We start from the raw sequence: 17,358 nt of genomic DNA on the forward strand, positions 1-17,358 counted from the left end.
CAGCAGTAATCAAGGATTACTTGAATTCCTTGGCGGCCTTGAAGGTGACCTTGTAGGCGTTTTCGGTGTTCGCTTCGCCGCGCAGCGACGAAGTGAAGTTGCCACCCGGAGCCCAAGCGAGTTCGGCAGCAGCATAGCCGACCGAGTCGTTGAGGAAGCCAGGAGCATTAGCAGCCGGGGTACCGGTCGGAACACCAGCGGTCGAAGCACGAGTGTTGTTGGCAATGGCCGAACCGAAGTAGCCACCGAGTTCACCGGTAACCTTGATGGTTTCGGTCACAGCAGCGACGAGCTGAACAGCAACCTGCGTGGTGTCTTCATCGAGAAGATCATCACGGAAGTAACGAGCGCCGAGGTTCAGCGAAACACCTTCAGTGACAGCGAAGCCAACCTGACCGCCGAAGCCATAGTCGGTGTAGTCGACAGCCGAGTAGCGGTCGACATTTGCAACTTCAGCCGAAGCCGACAGCGTGAACAGGTCAAACGAACCTTCAGCCGAGATCAGAGCGTTCAGGACGTTCTGGTTGTCGGTGAGATCTGCCGTGCGCTGGCTGTTGAACTTGAAGTTGTCCCAGTAGGCAACAGCAGCGCGGATCTTGAAGGCGTCGAACGAACCGGTTGCGCCAGCGTGCACAAACCAGGATTCAACTGTACCATCGAGAATGCCGAGGGCAGCGCCGGTGACGTGAGCAGTTACGCCTTCGCCAGCATACGAGACAACACCAACGAGCGAACCATGGGTATAGGGCGCATTGGAAGCGAGATCGCCACCAGTGAGACGGTCGTAGTCGCTGTTACCGTTAAGGTTTTCGACAGCAACGCCAACCTTGAAACCGTCGGCAACTTCCGAAACAACCTGGATAACGTGACCACCGAGATAGGTGGTGTCGCCATCAATGCCAACGCCCTTGCCGTCGATGGCATCGGAATTGAACAGACCAAGGAACGAGTTGAACGGAGCATCGTCGCCCAAGTCGGCAATCGAAGCCTTCTTACCGGCCATGATGGTGGTGGTGTCACCAACCTGAACGAACGCCTGATCAATGATCACGCCGCCAGTGTCGTCACCATCCAGACCAGCGTCATTGGTCAGACCAGTGGAAGCCAAACCGGAGAAACGCGTCTGATCGATTTCCTTGAGTCGGATGGTTGCGCTTGCACGACCGAAATCGCTCGAAGCGGTGCCAACAGCCTGCAGCCAGGCTTCAACCTTGGAAGACCAATCCGGACCAGCTTCACCAACCGGAACCACACGATTGCCGTCGAAGGTACGAGCAACAGCAGCTTCGGTGCGGTAGTCGCCCCAGACGAATTCATACGACACGCCGCCGGTGATCTGCAGGCAGTTGTCGGAGGACGAAAGGGTCAGGCCCGAGATGCCGAGCGAGTCGCAAACGTCGAGCGAAGTCAGAACGCCGAGATCGGCAGCGTAGCCAGCGGTCGAGAGACCGGCAGCGGCGACAGAACCAAGGATAAGGCTCTTGAGTTTCATTAGGTGACCTCCAAAGTCAGTCATTTTTGCGCCGGTTACCCAGCAGTTTGTCGAAACGCGACCACACTATCGTGGTGCAGTGTGTTGCCGTCGCGTTGCGACCGACAAACGATCCCATGCATGGATTCGCAAGACCCACTCTACGCATGGAAAACTTGGACGCAATCGCGGCAATGCTGTTTTGGGCCCGTCACAATCTCCTTGCGGAGCGCTTGTTGCAGATTCAGCACACAGATCGTAACCTCCTGTTAAGAAGCTTGAACAAAGCGCTAAAGCCAAGTGCTTCCAAGCTTTCGGAACAAGCGAAAAGCTGTCTCGCAGCATCGTGTCTTCATGGCGGAGATGTGGTTTTATTGCGGGCGTGGACTACGGCCGGCCGCTAGCGCCAGACTTTCTCACCGGCGATCCAGGTCTCTTTGACGCTACAGCTTTCATCCAGGTGCACGAAACTGGCCAAGGCCGAACTGCGCAGATGTCCGTAGGTGCTGTCGATCCCCAAAGCTTCTGCCGGGTAGAGCGATGCCATCCTGAAAGCTTCGTCGGGCGCGAGGCCAACGACATCGATCATGAAGTTGACCGCATCGATCATGTCGAGGTCGGCGCCGGCCAGTGTCCCGTCCGCAAGCCGCAACGCTCCGTGGGCGCGGGTGATCGTGCGGCCATTGAGTTCAAAGCTCGTCAGATCGGTGCCGGTCTGCGACATGGCGTCGGTTACGAGGAAAATCTTGGCCTTGCCCTGCTTGGCTCGCAGCGCGGCAGCGATCGTAGCGGCATGAACATGAATGCCGTCGGCGATGAGGCCCGCAGAGACAGTTTCGCGCCCGAGCACCGCGCCGACGATGCCGGGTTCGCGATTGCCCAGTTGGCTCATGGCATTGAAGAGGTGCGTCGCAATGGAGGCGCCAGCGTCGAATGCGAGGTTGGCGGTCCTGAAGTCAGCGTCGGAATGGCCGATGCTGACTACCGCTCCTGCTGCAACCAGTGCGCGGATTTGATCGGGACCGACTGTTTCGGCGGCAATGGTGCAAAGAAGGTTCGGCAAGGCCGAAGCGGCCGCCTGTAGACGCTGCAGGTCAGTTTCGTCCATCGGGCGGATCAGCGCCGGATCGTGCGTCCCTTTTCGCGCCAGCGACAGGTGCGGGCCTTCGAGGTGAAGACCGATAAAGCCGGGCACCTGCGCTTCGGCCGCTGCGATGCCGGCGGCGATGGCTGCGTCGTTGATGGCGGGCGTATCGGTGATCAGCGTCGGCAACAGCGCCGTGGTGCCGAACTGGGCGTGCGCGGCGCAGATGGTGCGGATGCTTTCAAGCGTCGGCGCGTTGTTGAACAGGACGCCCCCGCCCCCATTGACCTGAAGATCGATGAAACCGGGAACCACCATGCCACCATCGAGCATCACGATTTTGGCGCCGGTAGGAACAGCGTCCATCGCGACGATTGCCGCCACGTGGCCCATTTCCACAAGCAGCGCGGCGTTGTCATGCCAATCCCAGCCGTCGAAGATCCGGGCTCCGGCGATCGCCAGAAGGTCGCTCATACCGTTTCCGTCACCTTGCGCAGCATGGGCGGCTGGTCGGGGTTGAGACCGCGATGGCGCGCCAGCGCTTCCACAAAGCCGTAAAAGGAAACGATCAGCGACAGCGGATCGGTGATCGGATGGCCCGTCGCCGCAAAGGGCAGGCGTGATGCCGGACCTGGACGGTCGCTGGTGAGGAAGGCACGGGCGCCTTGCCCGGCCAGCTTGTGTGCCATGTCGGCAACCGATGCCTCTGCGGCATCACGAGCCGCGAGGCCGAGCACCGGGTAGCCGGGGGTGACGATGGACACCGGCCCATGCATCACTTCGGCGGCGCTATAGGACTCGCCCTGGATGCCGCAGGTTTCCTTGAACTTGAGGGCGGCTTCATTGGCGATGGCGAAGCCCGGACCGCGGCCCAGCACGTAAAGTGCCGAATGCCCGTCTAGTGCTCCGATCATTTCCGACCAGTCGCAAGCAACGGCTTGAGCGAGGCTTTCAGGCAGCGCATCGACAGCGGCCTTGAGCTCAGCGTCATTGCTCCAGCGCGCCAGAAGCGCCAGCCCGGCGACAACCGAAGCGACAAAGGTCTTGGTGGCGGCAACGCTTTTTTCAACACCGGCGTGGAGGTCGACGGTGAAGTCGCTGGCATCAGCCAGAGGCGATCCAGGCGTGTTGGTGATGGCGATGGTTGTGGCGCCGGAGCGCTTAGCCGATTGCGCCATGCCGACGATGTCGGGGCTCTTTCCCGATTGCGACACGGCAATGGCGACGGTGCGATCCAGCTTGAGGTCACGCCCATAAATCGAGGCGATCGATGGTCCAACCGAAGCGACCGGCAGCCCCAGCTTCAGCTCGATGGCATATTTGAGATAGGCCGACGCATGATCGGAGGAGCCGCGCGCCACAGTGACCACCAATGCAGGGTCCTCGCGACGAAGCCGTGCCGCTGCCTCGTCCAGCATGGGTGCGGAGGCTTGAAGGAAGGTCGCGACCACGCCGGGGATCTGGTCTACTTCCTGGCGCATGAAGGTGGTGTCGGTCACGGCTTGGCGGCTCCGTTCGTGACGTCGCCCAAGCGCAGCTCGGCGACGAAATCATAAGTATCGCCCCGATAAATGGAGCGGGTGAATTCGATGACGCGGCCACTCGGAAGGTAGGAAACGCGCTCGATGTGAAGGCCGGCCGAGCCGGTCGCCACCTGCAAGAGATGCGCATCGTCCTCGCCGATATTGGCGGCGCGGATGCGCTGGATGGCGCGCACCGGTCGAGAGCCGAAGCGTTCCAGGTATTTGTAGAGCGAGGGGCCGATGGTCGCGGGCTCGGGAAGGACTGTGGCCGAAAGGCTGGCCCGCTCGATGGCGAGCGGCATGTCGCCGGTCAAGCGCAGGCGTGAAACGCGTGCCACCTGTTCGCCGGCGCCGAGCCCAAGGATCATGGTTTCCTCGGGCGACGGCACATAAAGGCCGCGGTCGAGCCATTCGGCACGCACCGCCATCCCGCGACGGGCCATGTCTTCGGTGAAGGAGGTCAGCTGCGACAAGGACTGTTCGACGCGCTGCGTCTGAGGAGCGACAAAAGTCCCCGAGCCGTGCCGCTGCACCAGTATCCCATCCTGCACCAGATGTTGCACGGCCTTGCGGACGGTTACCCGGGAGACATCGGCGCGAATGGCCAGGTCACGCTCGGAAGGAAGGGCGTCACCGGGGTTGATCGTGCCGCGCCTTATGGCATCTTCTATCCAGCGTTTGAGCTGGAGATAAAGCGGTCCGCCAACGGGTAAGACAACGGGGCCATCGCCGAAAATCCCGCCGATTTGCTCCACGTTGGCCTCCCCCAAGGATCACGGCTAACCCGTTCTGGGCGTATAATACCAATAAAATACCATTCACCAAGCCCCTTCCCGTATTTTGACGAGAAGCTTGTTGGCAGCTGCATTTGTGGCCTCACTTTCAAGCGTCCCTCTACCGGTGGACAAGTGGTATTTTTTTGGCATTATCGACGGTCGACGGAGGGATCATGACCAACAAGCAGACCGAACAGTTCCACGCCCAGGCTCAAGGTCTTGATCTGCGGCCTGCCACCGAAATCCTGCAGTTGCTTGCGGCGGGTCAGGTGGCTGCTTCTGCCTCGGTGGAAGCGGCGATTCCGCAGATCGCACGCGCAGCCAATACCGCTGCCCAGACCGTCCGAGAAGGCGGAAGACTGATTTACGCCGCAGCAGGCAGTTCAGGACTGATGGCCTTGGCCGATGCGCTGGAACTGCCTGGCACCTATGGCATCGAGCGCCGCCAAGTCGTGGTGCTGCTGGCCGGTGGCACGGAGGCGCTGCAAGACTTGCGCGGCGGTCCCGAGGACGATGGGGAAGCAGCCGCCGCAGCGGTCAAGGCGCTGCGGCCCGGTCCAAAGGATACCCTAATCGCGCTCACCGCTAGCGGTCACACCCCCTACCCGGTCGCAGCGGCAAAAGCGGCGCAGGCTGCCGGTGCCAGAACGATCGGTTTTGCCAACAATGCCGGCGCCATCCTCTTCGACCATGTGGATGTCGCGGTGTGCTTGCCTACTCCACCAGAGGTCATTGCCGGTTCGACCCGGATGGGTGCCGGCACAGCGCAAAAGATTGCGCTCAACATGCTATCGACGCTGATGGCGATCGAGCTTGGCCATGTTCATGACGGCATGATGGTCAATGTGATCGCCGACAATGAGAAGCTACGCGGCAGGGCTCGTGGCATCGTCATGGCCGCGGCGCAGGTAGATGACGCTACGGCGGCCAAGGCGCTCGAGACGAGCCAGGGCGCGGTCAAGCCGGCGATCCTGATTGCCGCCGGCGCCTCCCCAAAGCAAGCTAGTCAGCTTCTTTCGATGCATGGCGACATGTTGCGGCCGGCCTTGGCTGAGCTCGCAAAAAGCCTTTAGGCCGAGCGCCGCATCCCATCCCAGTCGATCACCCCGGGACGGCCGAGCAGAAAGCCCTGCGCCTCGGTGCAGCCTTCGGCGCGGAGCACATCGAGCTGCGCAGATGTTTCAACGCCTTCCGCCAGCACGGGAACCGAGAGACTCTTGCCCAGCGCCAGGATGGCCCGGATGATGGCCTTGGCCTGCTCGTCATGCTCCACTTCAGGCATGAATGAGCGGTCGAGCTTGATCTTGTCGAAGGGAAAAGACCGCAGCGTGTCGAGCGAAGAATAGCCGGTGCCGAAGTCGTCGATAGCGATGGAAACGCCCAGCGCCTTGATGTTGCTCAGCACGGCCAAGGCCCGCTTGCGATCCGCGATGATCGCGGTTTCGGTCACTTCGAGCTCAAGCCGGTGTGGTGCCAATCCGGTCTGATCGAGAACGTGCTTTACCATGTCCACAAGTTCGAATTGCGCCAGCTGCAAGCCTGAAACGTTGACGGCGATCTTGTGCGGCTCGGGCCACGCGGCAGCCTCGCGGCAGGCGGCGGAGAGAACCCAGGCGCCGATGGCTCCAATTGCCCCGCATTCTTCAGCGATCGGGATGAAATCGGCCGGCGACATCGGGCCGTGGCCGGGCCGGTTCCAGCGCAACAACACTTCATAGCCAGTCGTCCGCCCGGTGGTGACGGATTTTTGCACCTGGTAGGCGAGGTGAAAGCCCTCGGTTTCGATCGCGGTCCACAGGTCCTTGGCGACCGCGCGGCGCTCGCGTGCCGCCTCGTCCATTTCCTGCTCGTAGTAGCAGATGCGCTGGTCGAGTTCAGCCTTGGCGCGGTAAAGCGCGAGGTCGGCGTTGTTGAGAAGTTTCGAGCGGTCGCGGCCGTCATCGGGATAGATGGCGACGCCGATGCTGCCGCCCACCATCAGCATGCTTTCGCCATATCGAACGCGACCGTTCACAGCCTGATCGAGGCGGTCGAGGAAGTCGCGCAGGGCCGCCATGGTGGTGAAGGGTTTGACGGCAGCGAACTCGTCGCCGCCGAGGCGTGCAACCATTTCGCCGTCTTTCAATCCGCCATTGATCTGGTCCGCCAGCGCCCGCAGCACCTGGTCGCCTGCTGCGTGACCGAAACTGTCGTTGATGTCCTTGAACCGATCGAGATCGAGCGCCACCACGGCCAGCTTATCCCCGCTGGCCAGTGCAGCCTCCAGCGCTCCGTCGAGCACCTGATTGTATCGGGCGCGATTGGGCAGTCCGGTCAGCGAGTCATGATGGGCCATATGAGCGATGGCCGCGGCATCGCGCCGGCTCGCCGAAATGTCCTCGACGGTCGCGATCCATGCGCCGCGCCCTGCCTTGTTGCTGCGGACGCGGTAGGCGCGGCCATCGGACAATTGCTGGACGATGTCGCCACCGACCTGCTCCGACATCAAAGCATAGCTCGCCGCGATCTCTTCGGCCTTGGCCTTGGCGGCCACCGCGTCCATGCCACGCGCTTCAAGAGACCGGCACAACAGAGCGTCAAGCCGTTCGCCGACGGCATTGGTGCTCTTGGGCAGGTCGAGCAGTTCCAGCAAGCGCGTGTTGTGGAGCAAGAGCGTGCCTTCGCTATCAAACAGCGCCAGCCCCTGCCCCATATGGGTCAGCGCCAGGCTCAGCCGGTCATTGACCTCGGCCAGCCGCTGCGCATCAGCCGCCTGCCGGACAGCTTCGCGCATGGTGTGACGCCGGTCGACCTCGTCGAGCAAAAGGCTCCCGAACGCTGCGGCCAGGACCATCAGCGAAGTCAAGGCGATGACGAGCGACAGCAGGCCGGAATTCATTTCGCTGGCGCCGGCCAAGGCGGTACAGGCGGAAAAATCGGCAGCCGCCATGGCCGTGAAGTGCATGGCGCAAATGGCGGCAGTCAAAAGGCCTGCGCCCGCGAGGCTACGGCGGGCATTGCCATCGAAACCGACGACTACGGCTGCGCTCGCCAGGACGATGCCGGCGAGGATCGACACCGTGACGGCGCCCGACTGCCAAGCGATCTCGCCCTCAAGCAGCAGCGCCGCCATGCCGGTATAGTGCATTACCGAGATGCCGACGCCGATCGTGGCGCCGCCGAGGATGCGGTCGAAGCGATTGGTGCCGTGAACCGCCATGGCAATGCCGCCGCCGCACAGCAGAACGGAAATGGCCAGCGACAGGGTCGTGAGACCCATGTCGAAGCCAAAGTGAAAGCCGGGCTGAAAGGCGAGCACCGCAACAAAATGCGTTGCCCAGATGCCGATGCCGACCGATAGGGCGGAAACGACGTTCCACACCACCTTCATCTTGCCGGTCGCTCGCTTGGCGTGGCGCATCAGGCTGATGCAGGCATAGGACGAAACGAGGCACACCACCGCCGCCAGCAGCACCAGACGGAAATCATGTCCCGTAAAGAAAAAGTCCAGCACTCTACCACCTGCCCGCTTCAGCAATCAGACCTCCGCAGTGGTATGGAGATCACCTTACAGGAAAGTTACGGAGCGGATCTCTGCAGCCGCTCGGCCCGAACACCTTCTGCCATGCTTAAAAGTTTATCTTTGTAGAGGCGCCGAAAACAGGTGAACGGCAAGACGCGCGGCGCTACGTGAGCTGAAAAGTGTCAGATCCATTGCATTGAGTACTGCGCAACTTTGTCGTCTTTCGAGAATCCGCAGGCGCCAGGCTCACTTATGGCCCCACCTGAAACAGAAATCCCCGCTCTCGCGGGGATGACCTTCGTGGATCAGAGATGTGCAGACCTAAGTCCGCATCTTGCAATCAGGCACCTGCCTGCGCGTTTTCCGCAAGCTGGCCGAGCTTGACCTGCACCAGCATGGAAAGCTCGTCGTAGACGTTCCATTCGTCGACGATCTTGCCGTCCTTCCAGTGGTAGTGGCTCATGCCCATCACCTGGACGCGCTTGCCGGTCGGGTCACCCAGTTCGTTGAGAATGCCATAACCGAGGTGATGGCCTTCCATCAGCCAGCGCACGGCGACCTTGGTGCCGCCTTCTTCGCAAGGATTGGAGGCCACGTGCTGGACTTCATAGGAGGCGTCCGGCAGCGAGCCGATCAGGCCCAGATGCTGGTGAATGATGGCGGCCTGGCCGTATAGCTCCTTCATCAGCGGACCATGATACTGCGCATTGGGCGCGTAATCCTGGGCGATGCGGCCGAACATGCGCTTGGTAAAGACCTCATGCAGCATTTCGATGGTCTGGGCTTCGACATCGTTGTGCGCCAGCGACGTGTCGGCCTTCTCATTGGGCCGGGTCTGACCGAGAAAACGGCGGTTTTCACCGATGTCGAGCGAGGTGAGGCCAGCGTCGAACTTGGACTTGGCGGTGCGAGCCGCGAAGTGGTTGGGGTCGAGGCCCAACTGCTTGATGATCGCCATCTGATCGGCCACGACCCACTCGCGGTAGATCATGTTGCGATGGATCATGCAGTCCGCGATCGTGCGCGAAACGAAGGGCTTGAAGGTCGGCTGGCCGAGGTGGCCATACTGGGTGTGGCGGCCCGAACCGGTCACGAGGTGGCTGGTGTAGAAACCGTCCTTGTCGTTGCCGTTCCAGATCACCTGCGTGCCCATGCCGCGGCGTTCCGGGAAGGAGACCAGCCGCTGGATGGTGTCGCGGACGACGTCTTCGCGATTGTAGATCGTGCCGGTGGTGCCATAGAGCACGCAGTTATGCGTATAGTGGGTATAGATCAGCCCGATGTCGCGCTCATCCCAGATCTTGTGGGTGCAGCGGATGATGTAGTCGACGATGTCGGTATAGATGTCATCGAACCCATCGAGCGACTGCGAGCGCGGGCGATCGTCCGGGGCGATATCGCGATAATCGCGGCGCTCGACCTGAAGCACGCTTTCTTCCAGCGCCACCTCCGAACTGCCCTTGATCTTGGGGTTGCTGGTTACGTCGCTCATCACTGCTCCTTGGGCCGCCTTGGCCGGCATTTCGTTGATCGTGGTCCGTTCCAGCCAGTCGCGCACATGACGCGCCACCGCGGCTGGATTTTCAAGCGGGGCGAAATGTCCTGCTTGCGGAATGGTGTAAAATTGTGCGCCGGTAATGGCGTCGGCGATCTCGCGATGCGCCTCGAGCGTGCAGACCTGCTCGTGCTCGCCCGCCAGAACCAGCGTCGGCACGGCAATCTTGCGCAGCCGCTTGCGGCTATCGGCGCGGCTGATGCCGATCTCGACCTGCGGCCCGAGGCGATCGGCGCCGAGGTCTTCGGCCATGGCGATGACGGTTTCGAGCAATTGGGTGTTGCCGACATTGCCGGGCGCAACCGACCGGTCCCAGCCGCCCCGCACATAATCGGCCATGCCGGTTTCGGCCGCGCGGACGACTTCCACGCGCCGCCGGTCGATGTCGTCCGCGGGAACCGGCCGAGCTGTCGTGTCGACCAGTGCCAGCCGGGCAATGCGCTGCGGCGCCTGGGCCGCTATTTCCAGCGCCACGATGCCGCCCAGCGAAAAGCCGAGCAGCGAGAAGCGTTCGGGCGCCTGCTCGAGCAGTTTGGCGGCCACTTCCTTTGCGGTAGATGCGCCGTTGAGGTCGCCGACGATCGTCACCGGCACATCGAGATGCGCCAGCATCGGCTCGAACAGCCGGCCGTCGCAGGCGGTGCCGGGTAGCAACAGCAGCGGAAGCTGCTCTGCCTTGGCGCTTGCAGGTTTGATGGGTGCCGACTGGTTCACGCTGCACACGCTAGGGCGAAATGAAGACCAGTCTGGAAATAGGTCATGGTTCCTCCGGCCGACCCGACCACCATCGAACCGTCCTCAACTGGAAAAAACTCTGGCAAATATTGAATACGTATGCAAGATCAATTCGACACCGGTTTGGACACGCTAAAGGCTAACCCTCCGTTAGCCGAGGCCCTTCCAAACGCTAATTTCGGAGCAGATTTTGATGACACAGAGTGCCGTTTCACCGTTCCCAGGCGTCGAATATGTGAAGGCGCCGGAGCGTTCTTCCATCGGCGACAACGCACCGGTGGAAACGCTGGTCAGCGAGATCATCAAGAACGTGCGCGCCAATGGCGATGCGGCTGTTCGGGAATACTCGGCCAAGTTCGACAAGTCGGACATCGAGGTTTTCGAAGTCACTGCCGAAGAGCGTCAGGCAGCGCTTGACGAACTCGATCCGCAGACCCGCAAGGACACCGAGTTCGCCATCAACAACGTGCGCAAGTTTGCTGAGGCGCAACTGGCCACGATCCTGCCGCTCGAGGTCGAGACCCTGCCTGGCGTCCATATGGGCCACCGCGTGATCCCGATCCAGCGCGTCGGCTGCTATGTTCCCGGTGGCCGCTATCCGCTCCTGTCCGCGCCGATCATGACCATCGTCCCTGCCAAGGTCGCCGGCGTCGATGAAGTCATCGCCTGCCTGCCGCCCAATGCCCACAAGGCGATGATTGCCGGTTGCGCTCTTTCCGGCGCCGACCGCATCTTCAAGATCGGCGGCGCCCAAGCCATCGCCGCCATGGCTTACGGCACCGAGAGCGTTCCGGCCGTCAACAAGATCGTCGGACCGGGCAATGCCTTCGTCAATGAAGCCAAGCGCCAGGTTTTTGGCCCGGTCGGTATCGACCAGCTCGCTGGTCCTTCGGAAATCTTCGTTGTCGCCGACTCCTCGGGCGATGCAGAAATGATCGCCACCGACCTCCTGGCCCAGGCCGAGCATGACATCCGCACCCGCGTCGGTCTCATCACCACCGACCGCGCGCTGGCCGAAGCGACGCTCAAGGAGGTCGAAAAGCAGCTTGAAACGCTCTCGACTGCCAACACCGCCCGCGAAGCCTGGATCAACTATGGCGAAATCACCGTCTGCGACAGCGAGGACGCGATGATCGGCTATTCCGACCTGATCGCGGCCGAGCACCTCCAGGTGCATACGGTGGATGCCAAGGCTTTCGCCAAGAAGCTGCGCAATTACGGCTCGCTGTTCATCGGCGAACTCGCCAGCGTGGTTTATTCCGACAAGTGCTCGGGTACCAACCACACGCTCCCGACCATGGGTGCCGGCGCCTATACCGGCGGGCTATGGGTCGGCGCCTATGTCAAAATCGCGACGTATCAGTGGCTGGACGAGCGCGGCGTCGAACAGGTTGCGCCCCCGGCGGCCCGCCAGTCGGCGAGCGAAGGCCTCGAAGGCCACCGCAGGGCAGCGCAGCTGCGATTGGACCGGATGCAGTCCAAGGCGAACTAAAAGAAAAGGCCCGCGAAAGCGGGCCTTTTTTGTGCACCACTACTTCCCACACCCTCGGTGTCATCCCCGCGCAGGCGGGGATCCATCCTGAGATCTCAAGATGGGCCCCGGCCTTCGCCGGGGTGACAGCCGGTGGTTGCGGAAGCCGAGTGCCCTCAGCTGATCTTATCCGCGTCCAGCCAAGCCTGCTTCAGCTTCTCAACATTAAACCCCGGCGCCCGGGCGGCGGTCAAAATCGGCACTTCCTTGCGCATCACGACATCGATCGCCCAGGCCATGCGCTCGATATGCTCTGCCGGGATGACCACGCCACCATGCCGATCCGCATGGACCAGATCGCCCGGCCGTACGTTCATGCCAAAGACCGTGACCGGGACGTCGAGCTCGGTCACATGCACGAAGGCGTGGCTGGGGCCGATCGATCCGGCGATCACCTGATAGCCTTCGTCGAGCATGCCAAGATCGCGCAACACGCCATTGGTCAGCGTGCCGGCTACGCCCAGACCCTTGTGCTGCGCCACCTGCATCTCACCCCAAAAACCGCCGATGGCGTGGGGGAAATCGGTGTCCTCGATGACGACGACGTTTGGCCCTTCGCCCTCGGAAACATACTCGTAGTATTTCATGCGCAGAGCCCGCACTTCCGCTGCGGGCTTTTGTGCCGGCGACGATGCGCGGATCTTGGCGGTGCGGGCAAAGCCGACAACCGGCGGCAGGCTGGGATCGGCACAGACAACCGGCGTCTTGGTGAACCCCTCGGCGGTGCGGCCGCCCATGACGTGTTCGAGCGCGTTGCAGACGGTCGGAGTGTCGGCAGCTCGGAGAGCGGCAAGGACGTCGGGAGAAATGGTTGGCATGGTTGCTCCAATGGCGCGGCGCCCTCTTCACCTCTCCTTTGGAGGAGAGGTCGGCGCGCAGCGCCGGGTGAGGAGGCCTTCGTTGATATCATAAGGCCCCCTCACCCGACCCTTCGGGTCGACCTCTCCCCCAGAGGGAGAGGTGTTGCAGGAGCCTTTAATTCAGTGGCGACTGGCGATCTCCGCGCCTTCGCTCAGCGCCTTGAACTTGGCCCAGACGATGTCCGGGTCCACGGCGCCGAAGCCGGCGAAGGTGGAGAAGCCGCAATCGGTGCCGGCGATGACGCGGTCGGCGCCGACGATGTCGATGAAATTCTTGAGCCGCTGGGCGATGAGTTCGGGATGCTCGACGAAGTTGGAGGTCGAGTCGATGACGCCCGGGATCAGCACATAGTCGTCGGGCAAATCGACATTCTTCCAGTCGATCCATTCATGCGCGTGGCGCGGATTGGCGCCTTCAAACAGCAACGCCCGCGGCTTGGCTTTCAGCAGGCCCGGCAGGATTTTCTTGAGCGCGATGTCGCAGACATGTGGGCCCTCATAATTGCCCCAGCACACATGCATGCGCACGTTCGAGCCGTCGATATTGCGCAGCGCGTGGTTCATTACCTCAATGTGGCGGCCGGCGGCCTGGAGGAAGCCGTCGTCATCGAGATCCTTGTACATCATGTGCCGGCCGAGACCGAGATCGGGCGCATCGAGCTGCAGGATGAAACCGGCTTCAACGATGCCCTCGTATTCGACCCGCATGCCTTCGGCCACGGCTTCGAGATACTCGTCCTGCGTCGAATAGAATTCGTTGGGCTGAAACAGCGCGATGACACCCGGCGTCGCCGAGTTCATGAAGCCCTTGGCATAGCCGTTGCGCTTGAGCGCGCCACCGAAGGCTTCAACGTCTTCGCGCAGCGGCTCGAGGCTTTTTACCGTGATTTCGCCGACGCATTTGGGGCGGCGATAGGTCGGCGTGCCACCGGTATTGGCCTGGCGCTTGAGGAAATTGGGGAACATTTCGAGGTCAGCCGGCGGCTGGCGCGAGCTGTCGCCGTCAAAGCCGGTGAGCCGGTCCTTGATATAGGTGGCGTAGGAAATCTTGCTCATTTCGCCATCGGACGGCAGGTCGATGCCTGCCGCCTTCTGCCTGGCGACGATGTCGTCGACCGCCGCCCCGATGATGGTGTTGAAGCCGGCCTCGTCGATGGGGACGCCGGCTTCGCGCGCGAACACAAGGTCCGTCACCTGCTTGGAACGCGGCAAGGAGCCGACATGGGTGGTGAGGATCTTGTGGGCCATAGCTTACTCTGCAGCTTGTGCGGTCTGGAACTGCGGGGCAGCGGGTGAGGCCGCGCCGCGGATGATGAAGGTGATCGCATCGGCCGAAGCCGGGTTGCGGAAACCATGCGCCAGGCCGACCGGGATGGTCAGCGTGTCGCCGGCACCCAGAATAAGCGAACCATCTTCCCAGGTCACTTCCAGCGTGCCGGACTGGACGAACAACACTTCCTGCTCGCTGCGGCTATGTGCGGGCACCACGGCGCCGGTCTCGAGCTTGAGACGGCGGAGGGCGAAGCCATGCTGCCAGTGGCCAACGATCGGACCGGCCTTGAAGCCGTCAGCGGCATCGACATCGCCGATCAGCGCTGCTTCCTCGACGCCTTCACCGGCGAGCGGAGAGTTGGGATTAGCCTTCATCTGCTCCGGCTTGAGCGCGTATTTGGCGAGCTCGTCCATCGGCGGCGTGGCCAATTCCCGCATCTTGGCTTCATCGGGGGGCAGTTCCATTTCAGCGCCTTCCGGCACCTTTTCGCCCAGCGTGGTGTCGATCAGCTTGCCGCCCTTAAGGAGCTTGAGGCCAAAATCCTCGGCCATCTTGAAGACGGAGGGCGCCCAGACGACCTTGCCTGGATCGTCATGGCCAAGCACCACGGCTAGGAAGCCGGTGCCTTCGTCGCGCTTTTCAAAGCCACGGAACATGTGGGTGGGCACGGTAGCCACGTCACCCGGCTCGACGTCGAGGTAACCCTCGTCCTTGTTGGCGCCGAAAACGAAGCGCCACTTGCCGGTATGGACCAGGAAGGTCTCGGCCGTAAGGTGCGAGTGCTGCGAATTGGTGCAGCCGAAGGGCTGGCGGGCGGCACCGAAATTGAAGCCGTGCGCTTCGGGAATATGCACCACCTGCGCCGGGTTCTCGGAAACGCCCGGCCCGATGATGGTGAAGTTTTCCTTGCGGTCCGAACCGGGTGTGCGCGCGTCGATAAACGCGTTGCGCAGGCCCTTGAGATCGGCATAGCGCACCAGGCGCTTTTCCATGTCAGCTTGTGTCCACTTGCTCATGGCTCGTTCCTTTCATGAGACGCAGAAGTGGGACTAAGATGGAGAAGTTTGCATTCGTATGCAAGCGCGGTTGCAAAGCGTAATGCCGCTGTTTTGCGGGTGCGGCGAGTTGCGCATGTCTAGCTGGGCTCTGGATACGTAGATACAGCACAGAACAGGCAGGCGGATGCCTCGCGTCACCCGCCCGCAGATTGCTAGTTCAGCGGCTTTTCCGAGCCAGGGCGTTCATAGGTGCCAATGATCTCGCCTTCGGCCAGAACATGACCTTCCATGGCTGCGAGCACATCCTCGCGCTTGGCGCCCGGTTCTACCGGCAGTTCCGCTATGTCGAGAGCAAAGACCTGAAAGTGATAGTTGTGCGCAGGATCGCCGAGCGGTGGACGCGGACCCATATAGCCGATCTGGCCGCGGCTATTGACGCCTTGCTTGGCCATTTCCGGCTTTTGCAGCACCGGATCTGTACCAAGGCCTTCATCAATCCCGGTTGCATCGCCAGGAATGTCGAAGAGTACCCAGTGAACGAAGGGCTTTGGCTCGGCTGCGTCAGGATCGTCAACCATGACGACAAAGGACTGGGTGCCTTCAGGTGGCGTGCCCCATTCGAGCGCCGGCGACGCGTTGTCGCCTTCGGCAGCATGCTTGAGCGGGATCATTTCCCCAGCGCCGAAGGATGGGGATGACACATCGACCGCGCCTTCGGCCTCGACGATATTGATGGCGATGTCCGACTCCGCGGGCTTCACCGTCACGTCGGGTGGCATCGGTGCTTCGGCCGTATCGGCCTGTTCGCCGCCTTCATACGAGATCCGGTAAAGAATGCCGTTGAAGTCGTCGCCAAACAGCAAATCGCCATTCGGCGCCTGGGTGACGCCGGTCAGCCGGCCCAGAAAGCCATAACCGCCCTCTTCGTTTTCGATCAGCAGGCCCTCGGCGAAGTGGTCCCACGTTGTCGGCTCACCATCGGTGAAGTCAACGCGGGCGATCTCGTAACCGCTCGGTGGCCGGCGGTTCCAGGAGCCGCGCATGGCGACAAAGGCGTCGCCGCGATATTCTTCCGGAAAGGCTGTGCCGGTGTAGAAGGCCATCTGCATGGGAGCAGAATGGGCGGTATAGCCCAGCACTGGCTCTTCGCTGCGCTCGGCCCATTGTTCGAGCGTGATGCCTTCGGGTGGATTGTCCTGCGGGTTGAGGCGCGAGAAATCATACACATAGGGCCAGCCATACTGTTTGCCCTGTTCGATGCGATTGATCTCTTCCTGCTGTTCGTTATCGCCCAGCCAGTCGATGCCGTGATCTGCGCCATAAAGAACGCCGGTTTCCGGCTCCCAGCCGAAGCCGATCGTGTTGCGCAGCCCGGTGGCAAAGATGGTGCGGCTGGTGCCATCCGGCTTCGCGCGCAGCATGGTGGCGCTTTCCGGGTTGGTTTCGGCGCAGGCATTGCAGGTCGACCCGGCAGAAATATAGAGCATGCCATCGGGCCCGATCGCCAGGGTGCGGTTCGGGTGCTGACCGCCATCGGGCAGGTCGTCGATGATCATCTCGAGTTCACCGAAACTGCCGTCCTCGTTGATCGGCGCGGTGAAGACCTGATTGACCGTGGCCAGATAGACCGTGTCTTCGTGAATGGCGATGCCATGCATGCCGGGTCTGCCCGCCACCACGGTATAGCCTTCATACTTGCCGTCGCCGTCCTCGTCGTCGAAGCGGATGACGTCCGACTCGGTGCGGCGCGTGGCGTAGAGGTGATCGCCATGGGTGGCGAGGATGCGAATATTGCCAAACTCGCGGCCCGCCACTTCGACAGTGAACCCTTCCGGCACCTTGATGAGGTCAGCCAATTCGGCATCGTCGCTTACCGTGATCGGTTCGGGCTCAAGGATCGAACCTTCGACAACGACATCGGAATATTGCCCGATCGTGCCTTGCGGCTGGGCTAGGACGGGGGCTGCGGCAAGCAGCGCTGTGGCCGAAACCGTCGCGACGATGATCTGCTTTTTCATTGTGACCTCAGGGAAATGAACAAAGAAAAAGC

Annotated in this window: 12 protein-coding genes; 2 read left to right on the forward strand and 10 right to left on the reverse strand. The window is 61.8% G+C overall.

What is annotated here, in order from left to right; genetic code table 11:
• Positions 1 to 16: 16 nt before the first annotated feature.
• The 4 genes from JI748_RS08195 to JI748_RS08210 all read right to left on the reverse strand — a co-directional run bounded on the left by JI748_RS08195 (position 17) and on the right by JI748_RS08210 (position 4,833).
• Positions 17 to 1,492 (reverse strand): porin family protein, encoded by a 1,476-nt coding sequence (locus JI748_RS08195; RefSeq protein WP_201636723.1) that lies wholly within the window; start codon positions 1,490 to 1,492, stop codon positions 17 to 19.
• 379 nt (positions 1,493 to 1,871) lie between these two features.
• Positions 1,872 to 3,029 (reverse strand): N-acetylglucosamine-6-phosphate deacetylase, encoded by a 1,158-nt coding sequence (nagA, locus tag JI748_RS08200; RefSeq protein ID WP_201636725.1) that lies wholly within the window; start codon positions 3,027 to 3,029, stop codon positions 1,872 to 1,874.
• Entirely contained in the window at positions 3,026 to 4,036 is a 1,011-nt protein-coding gene (locus tag JI748_RS08205; protein WP_201637142.1) for an SIS domain-containing protein, read from the reverse strand. Before JI748_RS08205 ends, nagA begins: the two co-directional genes overlap by 4 nt.
• 14 nt (positions 4,037 to 4,050) lie before the next feature.
• On the reverse strand, positions 4,051 to 4,833 hold the full coding sequence (locus tag JI748_RS08210; RefSeq protein ID WP_201636727.1) for a GntR family transcriptional regulator: 783 nt from the start codon (positions 4,831 to 4,833) through the stop codon (positions 4,051 to 4,053).
• A 194-nt stretch (positions 4,834 to 5,027) separates the two neighbouring features.
• On the opposite strand from JI748_RS08210, the gene JI748_RS08215 reads away from it, so the two are divergent.
• Positions 5,028 to 5,927 carry an N-acetylmuramic acid 6-phosphate etherase gene (locus tag JI748_RS08215; RefSeq protein ID WP_201636729.1) on the forward strand — a complete coding sequence of 300 codons (900 nt, stop codon included), beginning with the start codon at positions 5,028 to 5,030 and terminating at the stop codon, positions 5,925 to 5,927.
• Here JI748_RS08215 and JI748_RS08220 read toward each other — a convergent pair.
• The gene (locus JI748_RS08220; protein ID WP_233280641.1) at positions 5,924 to 8,347 is read right to left on the reverse strand and encodes an EAL domain-containing protein; all 2,424 of its coding nucleotides are present in this window, start codon (positions 8,345 to 8,347) and stop codon (positions 5,924 to 5,926) included. The genes JI748_RS08215 and JI748_RS08220 overlap by 4 nt on opposite strands.
• A 349-nt stretch (positions 8,348 to 8,696) precedes the next feature.
• Positions 8,697 to 10,625, reverse strand: coding sequence for an alpha/beta fold hydrolase (locus JI748_RS17400; RefSeq protein WP_233280642.1), 1,929 nt, complete (start codon positions 10,623 to 10,625; stop codon positions 8,697 to 8,699).
• A gap of 214 nt (positions 10,626 to 10,839) precedes the next feature.
• Between JI748_RS17400 and hisD the strand changes: the two genes are divergently transcribed.
• On the forward strand, positions 10,840 to 12,138 hold the full coding sequence (gene hisD / locus JI748_RS08235; RefSeq protein ID WP_201636731.1) for a histidinol dehydrogenase: 1,299 nt from the start codon (positions 10,840 to 10,842) through the stop codon (positions 12,136 to 12,138).
• Positions 12,139 to 12,293: 155 nt separating this feature from the next.
• Here the strand turns inward: hisD and JI748_RS08240 are convergent, their stop codons facing one another.
• From JI748_RS08240 to JI748_RS08255, 4 genes are all read right to left on the reverse strand, one after another.
• On the reverse strand, positions 12,294 to 12,995 hold the full coding sequence (locus JI748_RS08240; RefSeq protein WP_201636733.1) for an RraA family protein: 702 nt from the start codon (positions 12,993 to 12,995) through the stop codon (positions 12,294 to 12,296).
• A gap of 162 nt (positions 12,996 to 13,157) precedes the next feature.
• Positions 13,158 to 14,285: a cobalamin-independent methionine synthase II family protein gene (locus JI748_RS08245; RefSeq protein ID WP_201636735.1), complete on the reverse strand. Its 1,128-nt coding sequence runs from the start codon at positions 14,283 to 14,285 to the stop codon at positions 13,158 to 13,160.
• Positions 14,286 to 14,288: 3 nt separating this feature from the next.
• Entirely contained in the window at positions 14,289 to 15,326 is a 1,038-nt protein-coding gene (locus tag JI748_RS08250) for a cupin domain-containing protein (protein WP_201636737.1), read from the reverse strand.
• Positions 15,327 to 15,520: 194 nt separating this feature from the next.
• Positions 15,521 to 17,326, reverse strand: a complete 1,806-nt coding sequence (locus JI748_RS08255; RefSeq protein WP_201636739.1) for a YbhB/YbcL family Raf kinase inhibitor-like protein — start codon at positions 17,324 to 17,326, stop codon at positions 15,521 to 15,523.
• Positions 17,327 to 17,358 lie beyond the last annotated feature (32 nt).

Source organism: Devosia rhizoryzae, from assembly GCF_016698665.1.
Lineage (GTDB): Bacteria > Pseudomonadota > Alphaproteobacteria > Rhizobiales > Devosiaceae > Devosia > Devosia rhizoryzae.

Excerpts from the sequence above, each read along its gene's own strand:
- JI748_RS08195 (WP_201636723.1), bottom strand. The coding sequence starts at position 1,492 with ATGAAACTCAAGAGCCTTATCCTTGGTTCTGTCGCCGCTGCCGGTCTC.
- nagA (WP_201636725.1), bottom strand. The coding sequence starts at position 3,029 with ATGAGCGACCTTCTGGCGATCGCCGGAGCCCGGATCTTCGACGGCTGG.
- JI748_RS08205 (WP_201637142.1), bottom strand. The coding sequence starts at position 4,036 with ATGCGCCAGGAAGTAGACCAGATCCCCGGCGTGGTCGCGACCTTCCTT.
- JI748_RS08215 (WP_201636729.1), top strand. The coding sequence starts at position 5,028 with ATGACCAACAAGCAGACCGAACAGTTCCACGCCCAGGCTCAAGGTCTT.
- hisD (WP_201636731.1), top strand. The coding sequence starts at position 10,840 with ATGACACAGAGTGCCGTTTCACCGTTCCCAGGCGTCGAATATGTGAAG.
- JI748_RS08240 (WP_201636733.1), bottom strand. The coding sequence starts at position 12,995 with ATGCCAACCATTTCTCCCGACGTCCTTGCCGCTCTCCGAGCTGCCGAC.
- JI748_RS08245 (WP_201636735.1), bottom strand. The coding sequence starts at position 14,285 with ATGGCCCACAAGATCCTCACCACCCATGTCGGCTCCTTGCCGCGTTCC.
- JI748_RS08250 (WP_201636737.1), bottom strand. The coding sequence starts at position 15,326 with ATGAGCAAGTGGACACAAGCTGACATGGAAAAGCGCCTGGTGCGCTAT.
- JI748_RS08255 (WP_201636739.1), bottom strand. The coding sequence starts at position 17,326 with ATGAAAAAGCAGATCATCGTCGCGACGGTTTCGGCCACAGCGCTGCTT.